Origin of the sequence: Palleronia salina, assembly GCF_900141995.1 — a bacterium.
Classification (GTDB): domain Bacteria; phylum Pseudomonadota; class Alphaproteobacteria; order Rhodobacterales; family Rhodobacteraceae; genus Palleronia; species Palleronia salina.
In genome coordinates, this window is the sequence record NZ_FQZA01000014.1 from 67,137 (window position 1) to 83,593 (window position 16,457).

Here is a 16,457-nt window from a genome sequence, read left to right on the forward strand (position 1 = left end):
GCGGCAATTATGGCCCGAGTCCACGCGCGAGTGATGATAGCGCGGGTCGCCCCCTTGGTGACAAGCCCGAAGACCTGGCGGGGTGGCCATTGTTCGATTTGCGCAAACCGTAGAGAAGCCCGTCGGATTCGCAAGCCGGTATTTTCGTTTTCTTTCCTTTTCCCCAAGGTCAGGCGCGCATATCCCCCCAATTTTTTCGCCGCTTGATGCCGTGTCCGGCAGTGCGAGCATCATCGGCGTTGCCAAAACGCGCGAATCTGACAAAACTCGAAGAAAAGCGAAAAGGGCCCGCGCATGTCGCAGACGATCCGGCACCCCGAGATTATCGAGATCGCGCGGCGCGATGGCAAGGTCACCGTCGACGGCCTGGCCTGCCATTTCGGTGTGACCTTGCAGACCATCCGGCGCGACCTGGCGGACCTGGCCGATGCGGGCCGGCTCGAGCGGGTGCATGGCGGCGCGGTCCTGCCGTCCGGCACGACGAATATCGGCTACGAGGACCGCCGCGCCCTGAACGCCGAGGCCAAGGCCGCTATCGGTGCGGCCTGTGCGGCCGCGATTCCCAACGACTCGTCGGTCTTCCTGAACATCGGCACCTCGCCCGAGGCGGTGGCGCGGCGGATGCTGGGCCATCGCGGCAACCTGGTCGTCACCAACAACATGAACGTGGCCACAATACTGGCCGACAACCCCGACTGCGAGATGGTCGTGACCGGCGGCAGCCTGCGCCGGTCCGATGGCGGCCTGATCGGCGACATCACGACGGAAACCATCCGCCGGTTCAAGTTCGACATCGCCGTGATCGGCTGCTCGGCGCTGGACGATACCGGGGACCTGCTGGATTTCGACATGCGCGAGGTGGGCGTCACCCGCGTGATCCTGCAGCAGTCGCGGCGGGTCTTCCTGGTGACCGACCACTCCAAGCTGTCGCGAAAGGCGCCGGTTCGCGTGGCGCAGCTGGACGATCTGGACTGCGTTTTCACCGACCGCCCCCTGCCCGACCACCTGCGCGCGCGCTGTGCCGAACGCGGCGTCCAGGTCACGGTCAGCGATGTGACGCAGGACCCGTGATCGCGGCGCGCCGATCGGGTTGGGCCTGATCTCACGCGCTGCCGGATTCGTGGGCGACAATGGCGGGGCAACCCCGGAGACCGGCAGATCACCGCGCAGCCCCCCGCGTCAAATTGCCGATCTCACCCACCCGTGTCTTGTTATTTCAGCGGCTTTACTACCTTAAACTGTTGAATGAATGGACAGGATCGCACCCCGACGCGCAGCCTCCGTGTCGCGCCGCAACACCGGTTTTCCCGGCGTGGGGTTCTGCGCACTCTTCTCGCGGCAAGCCTGGCCCCCGGCATCGCCCGTGCGCAGGCGGACCCAGACGGTACGACACCGTTCTCTTTCGATATCCTGGCCGAAAAGATGCAGGCCCGCGCCTCGCGCGCCTACCGGCAGCCCCAGCGCATCGGTGGTGGCGCCGCGTCGCTGGACTACGATGAATATCGCAAGATCCAGTTTCGCGAAGACCGCTCGCGCCTGTCCGGGCCGGACGCGCCCTTCATCTTGCAGGCCTATCATCCGGGCTGGCTGTTCGATACGCCCGTCCAGTTGCACGAGGTCGTCGATGGGCAGGCCAGGCCGCTGGAGTTCGGGCGCGAGGATTTCCGTTATCACGGCGAAACGGCCGAGACCATCGGCGACGCCCCCTTTGCCGGCGTCGCGGGCTTCCGGCTGAACGCGCCGCTGAACGACGCCGACCGCTTCGACGAGATCCTGTCCTTCCTCGGCGCCAGCTATTTCCGGGCGCTCGGGCGCGGCAATGTCTACGGGCTGAGCGCGCGGGGCCTGGCGATCAACACCGCGCTGGGCGGGGACGAGGAATTCCCCGCCTTCACCGAGTTCTGGATCGAGCGCCCCGCGCCGGGGGACACCGGCGTCACCGTCTTCGCCGCGCTCGACAGCCCGTCGGTGGCGGGCGCCTTCCGCTTCGTCCTGACCCCCGGCGACACGACGACCGTCGACGTGGCGCAGCGGCTGTTCTTCCGCGACGAGGTGCAGCAGCTGGGCGTGGCGCCGCTGACCTCGATGTATCTGTTCGGGCCCAACGATCCGGGCGATTTCCAGGACTTCCGCGGGCGCGTCCACGACAGCGAGGCGCTGGTCGTCACCTCGCGCGATCATTCCTTCGTGCGGCCGCTGACCAACCCCCACGTGCTGGCCAATTCCTATATCGGCGTGTCCGACCCGATGGCGTTCGGGCTGGTGCAGCGCAATCGCGACTTCGACGCCTATCTCGACACCGGCGCCGCCTACGAACGGCGCCCGTCGCTGGTGATCGCGCCCGATGGTGACTGGGGCAGCGGTTTCGTGCGGCTGATCGAAATCCCCACGGACGTGGAAAGCAACGACAACATCGTCGCCTTCTGGGTGCCCCAGACCCCGGTCGCGGCGGGCGACAGCCGCAGCTTCGGCTACCGGATGCACTGGGGCATGGATCCATCCGTCCCGGGGCAGGCCGGCGCGCGCGTCCTGCGCAGCCTGACGGGCTTCGGCGGTGTCGCCGGGCTGCCGGCCGAGACCGAGCGGCGCAAGTTCGTCATCGACTTCGACGCAAGCGACCCGCCCGCCGGCCTGAAGGACGGCGAGCTCGAGGCCGATGTCGCCTCGACTGCGGGCGAAATCGCCGAGGTCGTGATCGAACATGTCGAAAACTTGGGCATCTGGCGGCTGGTGATCGAGTTTTCGCCGAGTGACGCGACGCTGTCGGAACTAAGGGCGGCGCTTCTGTTTGACGGGCAACGCATCAGTGAGACGTGGCTTTACCAATGGCATTCGACCTGACATCCGACCCCTCCGAACCGCGCGCGACCACCATGGCCGCGGACGGCACCCTGCCGCCCGACGCCGCACCGCCGGCGGCGCCCATGCACATGCGCCGCCAGGTGCTCGAAGCGACCGAGACACGCGCACCGCTCTGGCGCCTGCCGCTGGCGATGCGGCGCGGCTGATCCCGTGACCGTGATCCCGCCCCCCCGGCCCGACGCCACCCGCCGCGTGCGCATCGCGGCGCTGACGGGCAGCTTCTGCGTGGCCGCGCTTGCCGCCGGGCTGATGGCGGACCTGTCGCTGGCATCGGGTTTCGGCGGTTGGGACGCGGCGCGGGTGGCGCTGATCTTCGTGACCACCCTGTGGCTCGCATGGGGGGCCGCGCAGGCCCTTCTGGGCATCCCCGCGGGGCGCGCTCTCCCGGCCCCGAGCCTGCCCAAGCCCACCGCGCCGACGGTCGTTCTGGTTCCCATCTGCGCCGAGGATGCCCGCGCCGTGGCCGCACGGGTCGCCGCCATGCGGGTTTCGGCCGCCGAGGCCGGCGTGTCGGTCGATTTCGCGATCCTGTCGGACACCGCTTCGCCCGACCTGCTGCGACGCGAGGCCATGGCGTTCCATCCCCTGATCGCCGACCGCGACACGCCCGGTCGCGTGTTCTATCGCCACCGGACCGAGCGTTACGGCCGCAAGGCCGGCAATATCGAGCATTTCGTCCGCCATTCCGGCGGGGCCTACGACTTCGCCGTCATCCTGGACGCCGACAGCCTGATGGAAGGCGCGACCATTGCGCATCTCGTGTCGCGGATGCAGGCGGCGCCCGACATGGGCCTGCTTCAGACCTTGCCGAAAGTGGTCGGCGCGCGGTCGATCTTCGGCCGCGCGATGCAGTTCTCGTCGCATTTCTACGCGCCCATCTTCGCCCGGGGCCTGTCGCGGCTGCAGGGACGCACGGGGCCGTTCTGGGGCCACAACGCCATCGTGCGGATGCAGGCGCTGGCCGATTGCTGCGGCCTGCCCGCGCTCTCGGGCCCCCCGCCCTTCGGCGGCGAGATCCTGAGCCACGACTATGTCGAGGCCGCGCTGCTGGCGCGCGGCGGCTGGCGGGTCGAGATGGATCCGGCGATCCCCGGCTCGTTCGAGGAAGGGCCGGACGACCTTCTGGCCTATTCGCGGCGCGACCGGCGCTGGTGCCAGGGGAACCTCCAGCACATGCGCCTTCTGCGTGCGCCGGGCCTGCGCAGTTGGAGCCGCTTCGTCTTCGCACAGGGCATCCTGTCGTACCTGGTCTCGCTGCTCTGGGCCGGGTTCCTGGTGGCCTCGGTCGCCGCGGCGGCCACCACGCCGCCGCCCGACTATTTTCCAGCCGCGCACCAGCTTTTCCCCGTCTTCCCCGATGACACGACGCGGCAGATGGTGGCACTCGCCTTGGGCGTTGGCGGGCTGCTGCTGATCCCGAAGCTGACGATCCTGGTGCAGGCCGTCTGGACGCGGCGCAGCGCGGGCTTCGGCGGTGCGGCACGGTCAACCCTGTCGGTGGTGGCGGAGACGGCCCTGTCGACAGTGATCGCGCCGCTGCTGCTGGCCTGGCAGCTGCGCGCGGTGCTCGAGGTCTTCGCGGGCCGCGACGGCGGGTGGCCTGCCACGGACCGCGGCGCAGCGACCGTCGGGTTCCGCGCCGCCTGGGCCGCGACCGGATGGATCGTGGCACTGGGTCTGGCGGTCCTGGCCGGGGTCTTCTGGCTGTCGCCCGCGCTGACGGCGTGGCTGCTGCCCGTTGCGCTGCCGATGGTGGCGGCACCGCTGGTCGTGGTGGCCACGGGCCGCCCGGCCCCGCGCGGCATTTTCACCGTCGCCGCCGAGGACGTGTCGCTGCCGCCCGTGGTCGCCGCGTTCCGCGACCGGGTCGGCACCGCCCCGCAGCCCGTGCCGCAGGATCCCGCCCCGGCCCCGCACCCCGGACGTATCGCGTGAAGAAGCGGGCCGCCTCCTCGCTGGCGGCCGCGCTACTTTGCCTTGCCGTGCCCAACGCGGCGCAGGCCGCCTGCGGGCCGGACCCCGACCCCTGCGCGATTCCGGACGGCACCTACCATGTCGAGTTGCCCGAAAGCCCCGCGCCCGGCACGCCTGCACTGATGATGCTGCACGGCTGGGGCGCCAGCGGCGAGGGCATGCTGCGCGCCCGCAGCATGGTCGATGCGGCGCTGGACCGTGGATACGCGGTCATCGCGCCGGACGGCATCCCGCGGGCCAACGGGCGCGGGTTGAGCTGGGCCTTCCACCCCGACCGCCCCGGCCCGCGGGACGAGATCGCGTTCCTGCAATCCGTGCGGGACGATGCGGCTGACCGCTTCGGCATCGCGCCCGGATCGATCCTGCTGGCGGGCTTCTCGATCGGCGGCTCGATGACCGCTTATGCCGCCTGCGCCGCGCCCGACGCCTTCACCGGCTACGCGCCGCTGGGCGGGAATTTCTGGCATCCCCTGTCCGATACCTGCGCCGGCCCTGCGGCAATGCTGCATGTCCACGGGTGGCGCAACGGGACCGTGCCGCTCGAGGGCCGGATCCTGCGGGGCGGCTCCATGGAAGATCCGGACGTGGTCGCGCAGGGCAATGTCTGGGCGGCGATGGAGATCTGGCGCGCCACCAACGACTGCCCCGACCTTCAGCCGCGCGCCTTCCCCGAGACCGAAGGCTTCTGGCGACGGGCCTGGGAAGGATGCGCCGCACCTCTCGAGATCGCGCTGTTCGATGGCGGCCATTCAATCCCGCTCGGGTGGACGGACATGGCGCTCGACTGGTTCGAAGGGCTAGCGGACCGCTGAGCCGCCCTTGTCGCGCGGAACCCGCCAGGGCTGCGATTTTACCCAACCGACGCCGTAGGCCAGCAGGACGATCAGGGCGCAGCCCAGGATATTTGCCAAGGGCACGGTGACCGCGTCGCGTCCCGCGATGTCGAGGCCAAAGCCCGTCACCCGCGCCCAGAACATCGAGAACAGGAAGACGGCCAGCGATTGCTGCCCCACCTTGGTGATCACCGCCACCAGGCCGCCCCACGCGCGCGCCGCGGCGCCGTCGTCCATGGGTTGCAGGCGCCGACCGCCCGGCCCCACGACCACCCAGGCCAGGTAGGCCAGCGCCAGGAAATGGACGTAGCGCAGGATGGCGAAGTCGGTCTTGCTGGACAGCCCGTCGCCGCTGACGACCTGACCGCCCAGGTCGATGCTGGAATAGCGGTAGCCGACCGACGAATAGGGCAGCGCGGCCACCACCACGACAATCGCAAGCGCGATCAGCCAGACCCGCACCGGCGGCGTCGGCAGCCAGCCGCGCATGAGCGCGAAGCCCGTGAAGAACACCAACTGCCAGCCGAACGGGTTGAAGAACCATTGCCGGTCCGACCAAGGCTCGGCCGGGAAGGACAGGCCGGACCAACCTGCGGCCTCCCACCACGTGCCCTGCGCGCCCAGCCAGACCGCGACCACGGCCACCGCGACGGCCGCGGGATGCACCCGCGCCAGCGCCATCACCCCCGGGATCATCACGAGGATCACCATGTACATGGGCAGGATGTCGAAATAGTTCGGCACGTAGGTCAGCGTCATCAGCCCCACCAGCAGCGGCCCGGGCTCCTCCATGAACCGCCAAAGGTTCAGGGTGCCGATATACTCCTTGTCGAAACCGCCCCAGTGGTCGACCGCCGCGAGGAACGTGGCGCAGGCCACGAACAGGCCGATATGCGCCCAGTAGACCTGCCAGACGCGGAAGCCCACGCGCACCGCGCCCAGCGCCCAGCCCGCCCGGTCGAACACCGCGCCGAAGGCGATGGCCGACGCCATCCCCGAGCAGAAGACGAAGATCTCGGTCGCGTCGGAAAAGCCCCAGCGCGCGGGGATCCACGACGAGAAGGCGTTCCCCGGCGTGTGGGCGATGAAGATGATGAACATCGCGATGCCGCGATAGAAATCCAGCCGCGGGTCGCGGGTGCGCGCGGCGGGTTGCGCCACGCCCGCGCCATGCAGGCGGCGGCCGGTCAGGGCATCTACTGTCACGCTCATCTGGTGGCGCCGATCCTTTTTGCCGCCAGGGTGGTCTGCGCTGCGCCGCGCGCGGTGGCGATCAACTCACGCCGGGCGATGGCAAAGCCGTCGTCGCGCCCCGCGCGCCGGGCGCGGCGGTCTTCGAGGATCGACTCGGCCTCGACCACATAGCCCGCGCGCAGGCCGCAGTCGATGCAGAGCCTTTCGAACACATCGCGCTGGGCGTGGCTGCCGCCGGCCTGCTGCATCTGGCCGCGCGCGGCGGCGAGGTTCAGGAAGGCGGTGCCGTAATCCCCGGCGCCGAAGGCCTCGAGCCCGCGCGCCGCCGACAGGCCGGGCCGCGCCATGCGGCGTGCCACGTCGTCGCCGCCCTGCCGTGCCTGCGCCTCCATCCGGCGCAGCATCGCATGGGCCGGAGCCTGCCGCCCGTCGCTCACCAGCGCCATGAGGTAATGCAGGTCGGCGAAGATCAGGCAGCCATCCTCGCAGCGGGCCTGCGACAGCTCGGCCAGCTCGGACCAGCGCCCGCCCACGTCGACGCCTTCAAGCTCCAGCCGCAACAGCAGCGACGCGGCGTTCGAGATGTCGCGGTAGTCGTCGGTCCGCTGGGACCTGATCTGGTGATCGTAGAGCGACAGGACCGCGTCAATGCGGCCCACGTCCAGCAGCAGCAACGCCTTGTGCCACCACACGTGGAAACGAAAATTGTTGCAGTGGGCCCAGGCATCCTCGCGCCCGTCCAGCCAGTGCAACCCGTCATTGGACCGCCCGGTCATGTCGTGCACGTGGGTCACCGCGTGCAGCCCCCAGGCATCGTCCCGCGTATGCTCGAGCGCGGCGGTGCCCGACCGCTCGGCCGCCGCGTAGTCGCCGGTCTCTTCCAGCGCGAAGGCGCGGCAGCCCAGGAAATAGCCGTGGGCCGCATGGTCTGCGCCATAGGCCGGCGCGAGGTTTTCCAGCGCGGTCCGCATGCCCCGCGCGTCACCGAGCACGAAGCGCAGCGCGTGGTCCAGCTTCATGGCCAGGGCATCCCCGGGCGCGTGGCGCAAATGGCGGGTGAGAATATCGGCGGCTTCGACCATCCGGCCCGAAAGACACGCGACGAGCGTGGCGATCAGCGCGGCGGTGCGCGGGTCGGGCGTGCCCCCCTCCCGCGCCAGCCGTTGGGCCGTATCCCGCGCCAGCCGCGCCTGTTCCATCATCTCGCGCCGGCCCAGCAATGCCAGGAACAGGCCCTTGGTCGCGTGCCCCAGCGCGAAATCCGGCGCGGCGGCCAGGCAGTCGGCCAGCCGGTCGGCCGTGGCGGCGCCATGGGCCATGAACCCGCGCAGCGCGTCGTTCCAGGCGTCCAGCGCTCGCTCGTCTGGAAGATCCACGTCCTGTCCGAACAGATCCTGTCGCATGGCCGGCCCTTTCGCTTGGCAGCGCCGATCGGGTGGCGCCACGCCCAATCAAACGCAGGAACGCGCCGTTGGCTGCGTCATTTCGCCGGTGTGACGGGGTTGTGAGCCGCCGTGACGCGAAATTCCGCTCAACCGCCCAGTATTTCGTCGGTATCCGCCCCGAGCCGCGGCGGCGGTCGGCGGTAAGTCACCGGCGTCGCCGACATTTTCAGCGGGTTTCCGATCAGCCGGACCTGTCCCGGCGCGGTGGCGGGGTGCGCCATCTCGACCGTCATGCCCCGCGCCTGCGCCTGGTCCGAACCGAACGCCGCGGCAAGGTCCTGCACCGGGCCGACGGTGACGCCGATCTCCTCCATCCCCGCGATCACCTCGGCCGTGGCCCGCCCCTTCAGGGCCGGCACGAGCACCGCGTCCAGTGCGTCGCGGTTCTCCAGCCGCGCGGGATTGGTGGCGAACCGCGGATCGGCCGGCAAGTCACCATGCCCCAGCCACCCTGTGAAACGCGCGAACTGTGCGTCGTTGCCCACCGCGACGATCACGTGACCATCCGCGGTCTCATAGACGCCGTAGGGCATGATGTTGGGGTGCGCGTTTCCACGCCGCTTGGGCACTTCGCCCGAGGTCAGGAAATTGACGCCCTCGTTGATGGTCCACGCCATCTGGCTGTCGACCAGCGACAGGTCGATGCGCTGGCCCTGGCCGGTGCGGTCGCGATGGCGCAGCGCCGCGAGGATGCCGACGCAGGCGTACATCCCGCACATCACGTCGGTGATGCCGACGCCGACCTTCATCGGCGGACCGTCGGGCGCCCCGGTCAGCGACATCATCCCGCCATAGCCCTGCGCCATGATATCGTAGCCGGGCTTGTCGCGGTTTGGTCCGGTCTGCCCGAACCCGGTGACCGAGCAATAGACCAGCCCCGGATGCGCGGCGCAGAGCGTGTCGGCATCCAGACCGTAGCGCGCGAGGCCGCCGGGCCGGAAATTCTCGACCACCACGTCCGCCCGCGCGGCCAGATCGCGGACCCGCGCCTGATCCTCGGGGCTGCGCAGGTCGGCAATCACCGAGTACTTGTTGCGGTTGGCGCACATGAAATAGGCCGAAAGGTCGCTGTCCCCGCCGTCCCGCGGCGCCACGTAGGGCGGCCCCCAGGCGCGGGTATCGTCACCGCCCGCCGGGTTCTCGATCTTGATGACCTTGGCCCCAAGGTCCCCCAGGAGCTGCGTGCAGGTCGGCCCCGCCAGGATCCGCGTCAGGTCGAGCACCGTCACACCCTCGAGCGCGCCCGGCATGGGGTCAGATGCGTCCGTCATAGGCGCCCCTTTCGATGTCGGCGGCGATCAGGGTGAAACCGTCATGTGTACGGGCCTCGGCCAGGGCGGCGCGCAGGGCTGCGCGGCTGTCCACACGGTGCCCCGCCCCGCCGAAGGCCCGTGCGACGGCGACGAAGTCGTGCCGTGCGAAATCCACGCCGGAATTGGCTAGTTGTCGCTGCCGTTGCTTCAACTCGATCAGCGCGAGGCTCGCATCGACGAACACGACCACGATCACCGGCAGACCGGTCTCGGCCAGCGTCGCCAGCTCGCCCGCGCCCATCAGAAGGCCACCGTCGCCGGTGAAGGCCACGACCGTGCGCTCGGGCGCGGCGATCTTGGCGCCCATGGCCAGCGGCAGCGCGCAGACCATGGTGCACAGCCCCGAGGATTGCAGCAGCCGGCGCGGCGCCTCGCAGCGCCACATCTGGCTCAGCAGGATCCGGTGCGCGCCCGAATCCACCGTGGCGATGGTGCCGGGCGGAAGCGCGGCGCGGCACTCGGCGATCACGGCGGCCGGGCCCCAGTCCTCGTCTTCCGGGAACGCCCGGTCCAGCGCCGCCCTTGCCGCCTCGATGGCCCCGTCGGCCCAGACCGGCCTGGCGGCCAGCCCGTCGGTCAGGGCCCGCAGGCCGGCGCCCGTGTCGCAGGTGAAGCTCAGCGTCGCCTGGTGCATGTAGTGGTCGTTGGGCGCCGCCGCGATCTCGACCACGTTCTGGCGGGCCGGGTCCCAGATCTCGCGCCAGCCCGGCCGCATCTCGATCGGGTCATAGCCCGCCAGCAGGATGGTGTCGGCCGATTGCAGGAGCGGCACCAGGACTTTGTCGGCCCTGGGCGACAGGCCCGCGCCCCCGAGGCTGAGCGCGTTGTGTTCGCTCAGCACGCCCTTGGCCTTGTAGCTGGTGACGACCGGCCATCCCAGGCGGGTCGCCGCGCGGGCAAGATCGTCGGCGGCCCCGTCGTTCAGCAGGTCCAGGCCGGCGACGATGATCGGACGCTCGGCCGCGTCCAGCATGGCGCGCGCCCGGTCAAGGTCGGGGCCGGCCGGGGCGACAGGGCCTGCCGGGACGCGCCGGCGGCGGGCGGGCCCGGCGGGTGCGTCTGCCACCGCGATGGGCACGTCGATCAGGACCGGGCCGGGCCGCCCCTCGGTGGCGGCGGCCACGGCCTTGTCGGCGATGGTGTCGGCCTCGGCCGCCGACAGCGTGAAGGTCGCCTTGGTCACCGGCGCGAAGACCGCGCGATGGTCCAGCACCTGGTGGGTATAGGTCTCGGCCGCATCCGCATCGACGCAGCCGGTCAGCACGATCAGCGGCACACGTTCCTGCCAGGCATTTGCGACGGTGTTGACCGCGTTCAGCGCCCCCGGCCCAACCGTCGCCACCAGCACGCCGGGCGCGCCGTCCATGTGGTGCCCGCCCTCGGCCATGAAGCCGCCCGCGTTCTCGTGCGCGATCAGGTGGAAGTCGATGCCGGCCCCCTTGAGCGCGTCGAGGATTGTCAGAACTTCGCCACCGGGCATGCCGAAGGCGCGGCGGCACCCGGCCTCGGCCAGGCGTTGGGCCAGCGCATCTGCGGCGCGGGGCGGATCATGCGGCGTCATCCCCGGAATTGATACAGTCCGCGTCGCAGCCCACAAGTCACGGCTGCGTCACGGCACTGAAACGCCGGGCCGCGATGGGCGACCCGGCGCGCGACGATCGCTAGGTCCCGGCTCACGCGGGCTGGGCCACGGCCTTGGGCGCCGTCCGCTCCATCAGGCGCAGGACCGCGACCAGCGCGATGCCGTAGGCCACGTGACCGACCAGCGCGACCCAGGTGATGCCGGTGAAGTTCAGGAAGAAAGGCAGCCCGGCGATGGCGGTGATGCCGCCGATGGCGAAGATCCAGAGGCCGAAACCGTAGACCGCCGATGCCGCCAGCCAGCCGCCCTTGCCGCCGGTGACCGCCGCCCAGGCGGGGCGGAAGACGAACAGCCAGCCGATGGGATAGCCGATCAGCCCGACCAGGTAGAAATGGACGAAGTACCCCGCGAAGTCGCCGTTGGGCAGGCCGAACGTCCCCAGAAGACTGCGGGCCAGCCCGTGCGGCGACAGGTTGGCGAAGCCGAGGCCGGGGCTGAGGATCTGGCCCCAGAAGTCGAACACCATCGAGGCGACCATCCCGGCCAGGACCAGGCGGCCCGCGACATCGATGGACGGGGTGGGCAGGGAAACACGATCAACCGAAGAATACGACATCTGAAATTCCTTCTCTGTTGCGCCCGGCAGCCTGCGGGCTTGTGCGGTGCGACCGCCAATCGCGGCGCCGATACCCAAGCGATATGCCATTGGGAACCATTCGGTCAATAAACCCCGCGTCACGTGTTCGTGACTTATTGACCATTCGGTTCCCGATGTTACCTATGGAGCAAGCAGGCACGGAAAACGGAAAGACGGGCATGGGCAGACCACGGGAATTCGACAGCGAAAAGGCCATCGACGCCGCGCTCGATGTGTTCTGGCGCGAAGGATATGACGGCGCCGGCCTGGCCGACCTGCTGGACGCCATGGGCATCCAGCGCGGGTCGCTCTACAAGGCCTACGGCTCGAAGAAGGGGCTGTTCCTTGCCGCGCTGGACCGCTACCGCGAGGTCTATGTCGCGCCGGGCGCCGCCTGGTTGGCCGAGGGCCCGGGCAGCGGGCTGGACCGGATCACGCAGGCCATGCGCAGCTCGCCCGCGCGCAACCTCGGCCGGGGCTGCTTCCTGTGCAACGCGGCCGCCGGGCCCGCCGCCGACGACCCCGAGATCAAGGTGGCGGTGAACGCCCAGCTGGACCTTTTGCGCACCGGCTTCCGGGCCGCACTGGCCCAGGATCGAACGGACGCCGCGCCCGAGGCCGTGGCAGCCGAGGCCGACCGCCTGACCCGCGAATACATGGGCCGCCAGGTCAGCGCCCGCAGCGCATGGGAGACGCCAACCACCAGCGGCTGATCGCCCGGAATGCCCTGCCCCGCCGCCCTCGCCCGGGTGCCGTCCGAGACCATTGGGGGCCACCGCCCGATGCTTCGGCCCCCCGGTTACATCACGGTCCGATTCGCCTCATGTCAGGCGGGTCCGCTTGGCGTGCGAGGGCCAAGTCGCCGACCCGCAGGGCTGGGGATCTCCCAACATCCGCGGAGCTGGACAGTCCGTCTCAGGCCCGAACGACGCGCCGTCGATCGGCCGATGCCCCCTGCCCGCTTGACCCTTGCGCATCCGCGGCTTGTAACGGGGCGCGGACGCCCCGCGCCGAAGAAGGACACCGCTTGGACACGCTTTCACCCGTCATGCTGGGCTTTCTCGGCAGCCTGGCCGCCGGCCTGATGACCGCCGCGGGGGCGGTTCCGGTGCTGTTCGGCCGCATTCCGTCGCGCGCGACGCGGGACCTGTCCCTTGGGTTCGCCGCGGGCGTCATGCTCGCCGCCTCGTTTTTCTCGCTGATCATTCCCGCCCTCGACGCCGCCGCGTTGCAATTCGACGCCTCGGCCGCGCCCGCCGCGATCGTGTGCGTCGCGATCCTGCTGGGCATGGGGGCCATCGCCCTGATGAACGAGCGTCTGCCCCACGAACATTTCGGCTCGGGGGCCGAGGGACCGCCCTCGGCGTCCTTGCGGCGCGTCTGGCTCTTCATCTTCGCCATCACGATCCACAACTTTCCCGAGGGCCTGGCCGTGGGCGTCGGGTTCGGCGCGGACGGCATCTCGCAGGGGCTGCCGCTCGCCCTTGGCATCGGGCTTCAGAACGCACCCGAAGGGCTGGCCGTGGCGGTCTCGCTGCTGGGCGAAGGATACGGCAAGGGGCGGGCCTGGCTCATCGCGGCGCTGACGGGCCTGGTCGAGCCGATCGGCGGGCTGATCGGTGCCGGGATCGTCGCGATCTCACAGCCCCTGCTGCCCTGGGGTCTGGCCTTTGCCGCCGGCGCGATGCTTTACGTCATCAGCCACGAGATCATTCCCGAAACCCACCGCAGCGGGCACCAGAACAAGGCCACGCTCGGGCTGTCGATCGGGCTGGTCCTGATGCTGTTCCTGGATGTCTGGCTGGGATGACCGAAATCCCCTTGCACCCACACCGGGGAGAGGTCGTATCCTCGGGTCGAGGAAAGGAGTCGGCGACATGACCGATATCGGCCACACCGCGAAAACCACGCCGCGCGACCTTGTCCTGCCGGATGCGCCCAAGGCCCGGCCGGCCATGGAGAAGGCGGCGTCCTGCTGCGGCGGTGGGGCGACCACGGCCGCGAAGGCGCCGACCACGCCATCCTGTTGCGCGCCGCCCGCCGGCGCCGAGGGCGCGCCGTGGCGGCGGGTGGACTGGCTGCTCTGGGGGTCGGGCGCGGTGATCGCGGTGTCCTACCTGGCCGCCTTCTTCCTGCCCCATGACGCCCCGCTGGGCCTGGGCGTCTTCACCCACGGCGTGCAGGACATGATGAACATCATGTGGTGGGGCATCCTGGTGGGGATGGCCGCGGTGGGCCTGATCGACCGGGTGCCGCGGGAATTCGTGATCGGGATCATCGGCCGCGACCAGGGCGCCCGGAGCCTGGGGCGCGCCGTGCTGGCGGGCGTCCTGCTGGACCTGTGCAACCACGGCGTGCTGATGGTGGGCGCCAAGCTCTACGAGCGGGGCGCCAGTCTCGGCCAGGTCTTCGCCTTCCTCGTCGCGTCGCCCTGGAATTCCCTGTCGCTGACGATCATCATCGGTCTGCTCATGGGCTGGGGCTGGATGGTCGCGTTCCTCGTGGGCTCGCTGGTGATCGCGCTGCTGACCGGGCTGGTGGTCGAGGCGCTGGAGCGCGCCGGAAAGGTGCGCCCCAACCCCCATCGCGTCGACCTGCCCGAGGATTTCCACGTCTGGCACGAGGCGAAGGCCGGCCTGCGCGCCACCCGGTTCGACCTGGCCTTCGTCAAGGACGTGGCTAGGCGGTCGGTGGGGGCAAGCCGCATGGTCCTGCGCTGGCTGTTCTTCGGGGTCGTGCTGGCGGCGCTGATCCAGGCCACCGTGCCGACCGAAATCTTCGCCACGTGGTTCGGCGCGACGCTGTTCGGTCTCTTCGCCACGCTGGCGGCCGCCACGGTGATCGAGGTCTGTTCGGAAGGCTCGGTCCCGATCGCGGCCGACCTGATGACGCGGGCCGCCGCGCCGGGCAACGCGTTCACCTTCCTCATGGCGGGCGCGTCGACGGACTACACCGAGATCCTCGTCCTGCGCGAGGTTACCGGCCGGTTGAAGGCCGCGCTGCTCCTGCCGCTGCTGACGGTGCCCCAGGTGGTGCTGATCGGGTGGGCCCTGAACAGCCTGGCCTGAGGCGCCGCGCGTCGGCAGGCGCGCCATGCAGGATGACGGACCCCGCCGCCGGCGCCGCGACAGCGCGCCCAAGGGCCGTCCCGGCGGCGTCACCCGCGCCGCGCGTTCGGGGGGTGCATGTCGTGAACCATCGAGTCCCCGGCTCTGCACGCGAAGCGAGGTTCTGTCCCGCGTGACAGGGCAATCCACGCCCCCCATGAGCGGCCCCCCGTCCCCTGTCGAAGGGGTAGCCGCATCCCGCTGTGCATGACTTCGTGCCCGGCCCGCCGGGCCGAGTGCAGTGTGCCGAGCCATCGAGGGATCCGACCCGGCTTTCGAAATCAGGAAGCACCCTATGGGCCGCCGCCCGCTGTCGGGTGCGCCATCACGGGCAGCCCCGTCGAGGCGCTTGGGCGATGCACGTTGAGCCAGGCGATGCCCCGGGTGTCTCCGGGATCGGCCATGACGGTTGCCCCAATACCTTCCGCGGGAGACGCGTCAGCCGGAGCGGCAACATGTCGGTCGGCTCCGTGCCCGGCCCGCCGCACCGAGTGCCAAGGCATCGAGGGTTCGGACCGGCGGTCGACATCACGACGCGCCGTCAAGGCCGCCGCCCGCTGTCGAGCGCGCGATGACGGGTAGAACCGTCGAAGCGCTCGGCGGTGCCCGTTGGTGCAAGCGACGCCTAGGGTGTATCCGAGATCGCGGCCATCACGGTTGCCCCAAAGGCCTTCCGCGGGGACGCGTTAGCCGGAGCAGCGACATCGTCGCCGGCACCGCCGTGCCGGGGTCGAACCTTGGCCCTTGACCGCAGCGGCCCGCCGCGCGAGCCCGCAGAGGCGATCGCCTGCACCAACGCATTCCGCGGGGACATTTCAGCCGGAGCGGCGACATCGTCGCCACCGCGCCCGGCCCGCCGGGCCGAGTGCCAAGCTATCGCGGGGTCCCAGCAGGCAGGCGCCATCGAGAGGCACCGTCCGGGCCGCCGCCCGCTGTAAGGCGCGCTATGACGAGGAGACCGGTCAATTTGTCCGTCAGCGCCAGTTAGGGCGGGCTACGCCTCGGGTTTCTCCGAGATCGGGCAAGACGGCTCGAGGCTTTCCGCGGAGACGCATCGGGCGTAGCGACAACATCGTCGCTGGCAACGCCGGGGCCGGGTCTTGTATCGTGGCCGAAGCGACCCGCCGTGTGGGATCGCAGGGCCAGGCGAGCCCGCAGAGGCGATCGGTGGCGCATCTCCGGAAACCGGGGTGTCCCGGAGGCATCCCCGATCCAAGGAGGGCTCTTCGTCCCGTCGCCGTCGCATCCGTCGTGGCCGCCGAACCGGCGACCGGCCGCCGACCGCAGACCGGTCGCGCGGGCACCCCCGCCCTACACGATTGCCAGCTCCCAGATGGTCACGTCCATGTCGTCGAAGCGGAAATACTCCACGTTGGTCAGGCTGTCGGTGCCGTCGGGGCCGCTCACGGTGACCTCCGTGCCCGAGCTCCGCGTCAGCGTGTAGCTCGCCCGGTCGCCGTCGAAGAGCGCGTAGTCCGAGCCCGCCCCGCCGTTGATCGTGTCGTCGCCC

General features: G+C 70.2%; 14 protein-coding genes. 8 read left to right on the forward strand and 6 right to left on the reverse strand.

The genetic code is table 11. The annotated features are described in order from the left end of the window. The first annotated feature begins 294 nt into the window (after positions 1 to 294). From BUB76_RS15505 to BUB76_RS15525, 5 genes are all read left to right on the forward strand, one after another. On the forward strand, positions 295 to 1,071 hold the full coding sequence (locus BUB76_RS15505) for a DeoR/GlpR family DNA-binding transcription regulator (protein WP_073129745.1): 777 nt from the start codon (positions 295 to 297) through the stop codon (positions 1,069 to 1,071). Between the two features lie 351 nt (positions 1,072 to 1,422). Further along, positions 1,423 to 2,841: an OpgD/OpgG family glucan biosynthesis protein gene (locus tag BUB76_RS15510; protein WP_236737937.1), complete on the forward strand. Its 1,419-nt coding sequence runs from the start codon at positions 1,423 to 1,425 to the stop codon at positions 2,839 to 2,841. After that, positions 2,826 to 3,008, forward strand: coding sequence for a hypothetical protein (locus tag BUB76_RS15515; protein WP_073129747.1), 183 nt, complete (start codon positions 2,826 to 2,828; stop codon positions 3,006 to 3,008). Before BUB76_RS15510 ends, BUB76_RS15515 begins: the two co-directional genes overlap by 16 nt. A gap of 4 nt (positions 3,009 to 3,012) precedes the next feature. Next, on the forward strand, positions 3,013 to 4,797 hold the full coding sequence (gene mdoH / locus BUB76_RS15520; protein WP_073129749.1) for a glucans biosynthesis glucosyltransferase MdoH: 1,785 nt from the start codon (positions 3,013 to 3,015) through the stop codon (positions 4,795 to 4,797). Continuing rightward, positions 4,794 to 5,648 carry a CE1 family esterase gene (locus BUB76_RS15525; RefSeq protein WP_073129751.1) on the forward strand — a complete coding sequence of 285 codons (855 nt, stop codon included), beginning with the start codon at positions 4,794 to 4,796 and terminating at the stop codon, positions 5,646 to 5,648. Before mdoH ends, BUB76_RS15525 begins: the two co-directional genes overlap by 4 nt. Here the strand turns inward: BUB76_RS15525 and BUB76_RS15530 are convergent. From BUB76_RS15530 to BUB76_RS15550, 5 genes are all read right to left on the reverse strand, one after another. Then, a complete protein-coding gene (locus BUB76_RS15530) occupies positions 5,634 to 6,881 on the reverse strand; it encodes an OpgC family protein (RefSeq protein WP_084140707.1) in 1,248 nt (415 codons plus the stop codon). The two genes, BUB76_RS15525 and BUB76_RS15530, sit on opposite strands and share 15 nt — an antisense overlap. After that, entirely contained in the window at positions 6,878 to 8,266 is a 1,389-nt protein-coding gene (locus BUB76_RS15535; protein ID WP_073129754.1) for a tetratricopeptide repeat protein, read from the reverse strand. The genes BUB76_RS15530 and BUB76_RS15535 overlap by 4 nt, the downstream gene beginning before the upstream one ends. Positions 8,267 to 8,394: 128 nt before the next feature. Then, positions 8,395 to 9,579 (reverse strand): CaiB/BaiF CoA transferase family protein, encoded by a 1,185-nt coding sequence (locus BUB76_RS15540; protein ID WP_236737938.1) that lies wholly within the window; start codon positions 9,577 to 9,579, stop codon positions 8,395 to 8,397. After that, on the reverse strand, positions 9,563 to 11,182 hold the full coding sequence (locus tag BUB76_RS15545) for a thiamine pyrophosphate-binding protein (RefSeq protein ID WP_073129759.1): 1,620 nt from the start codon (positions 11,180 to 11,182) through the stop codon (positions 9,563 to 9,565). The genes BUB76_RS15540 and BUB76_RS15545 overlap by 17 nt, the downstream gene beginning before the upstream one ends. Before the next feature lie 112 nt (positions 11,183 to 11,294). Further along, a complete protein-coding gene (locus tag BUB76_RS15550) occupies positions 11,295 to 11,819 on the reverse strand; it encodes a hypothetical protein (RefSeq protein ID WP_073129761.1) in 525 nt (174 codons plus the stop codon). Positions 11,820 to 12,019: 200 nt separating this feature from the next. On the opposite strand from BUB76_RS15550, the gene BUB76_RS15555 reads away from it, so the two are divergent. The 3 genes from BUB76_RS15555 (at position 12,020) to BUB76_RS15565 (ending at position 14,908) form a co-directional block, all read left to right on the forward strand. Continuing rightward, positions 12,020 to 12,553: a TetR/AcrR family transcriptional regulator gene (locus BUB76_RS15555; RefSeq protein ID WP_073129763.1), complete on the forward strand. Its 534-nt coding sequence runs from the start codon at positions 12,020 to 12,022 to the stop codon at positions 12,551 to 12,553. A 314-nt stretch (positions 12,554 to 12,867) separates the two neighbouring features. Beyond that, positions 12,868 to 13,650 carry a ZIP family metal transporter gene (locus tag BUB76_RS15560; RefSeq protein WP_073129765.1) on the forward strand — a complete coding sequence of 261 codons (783 nt, stop codon included), beginning with the start codon at positions 12,868 to 12,870 and terminating at the stop codon, positions 13,648 to 13,650. 67 nt (positions 13,651 to 13,717) lie between these two features. Beyond that, entirely contained in the window at positions 13,718 to 14,908 is a 1,191-nt protein-coding gene (locus BUB76_RS15565; RefSeq protein WP_139250897.1) for a permease, read from the forward strand. A gap of 1,350 nt (positions 14,909 to 16,258) precedes the next feature. Here BUB76_RS15565 and BUB76_RS18020 read toward each other — a convergent pair. Further along, positions 16,259 to 16,457, reverse strand: a 199-nt coding sequence (locus BUB76_RS18020; protein ID WP_175550296.1) for a hypothetical protein, incomplete at its 5' end; no start/stop codon positions are given.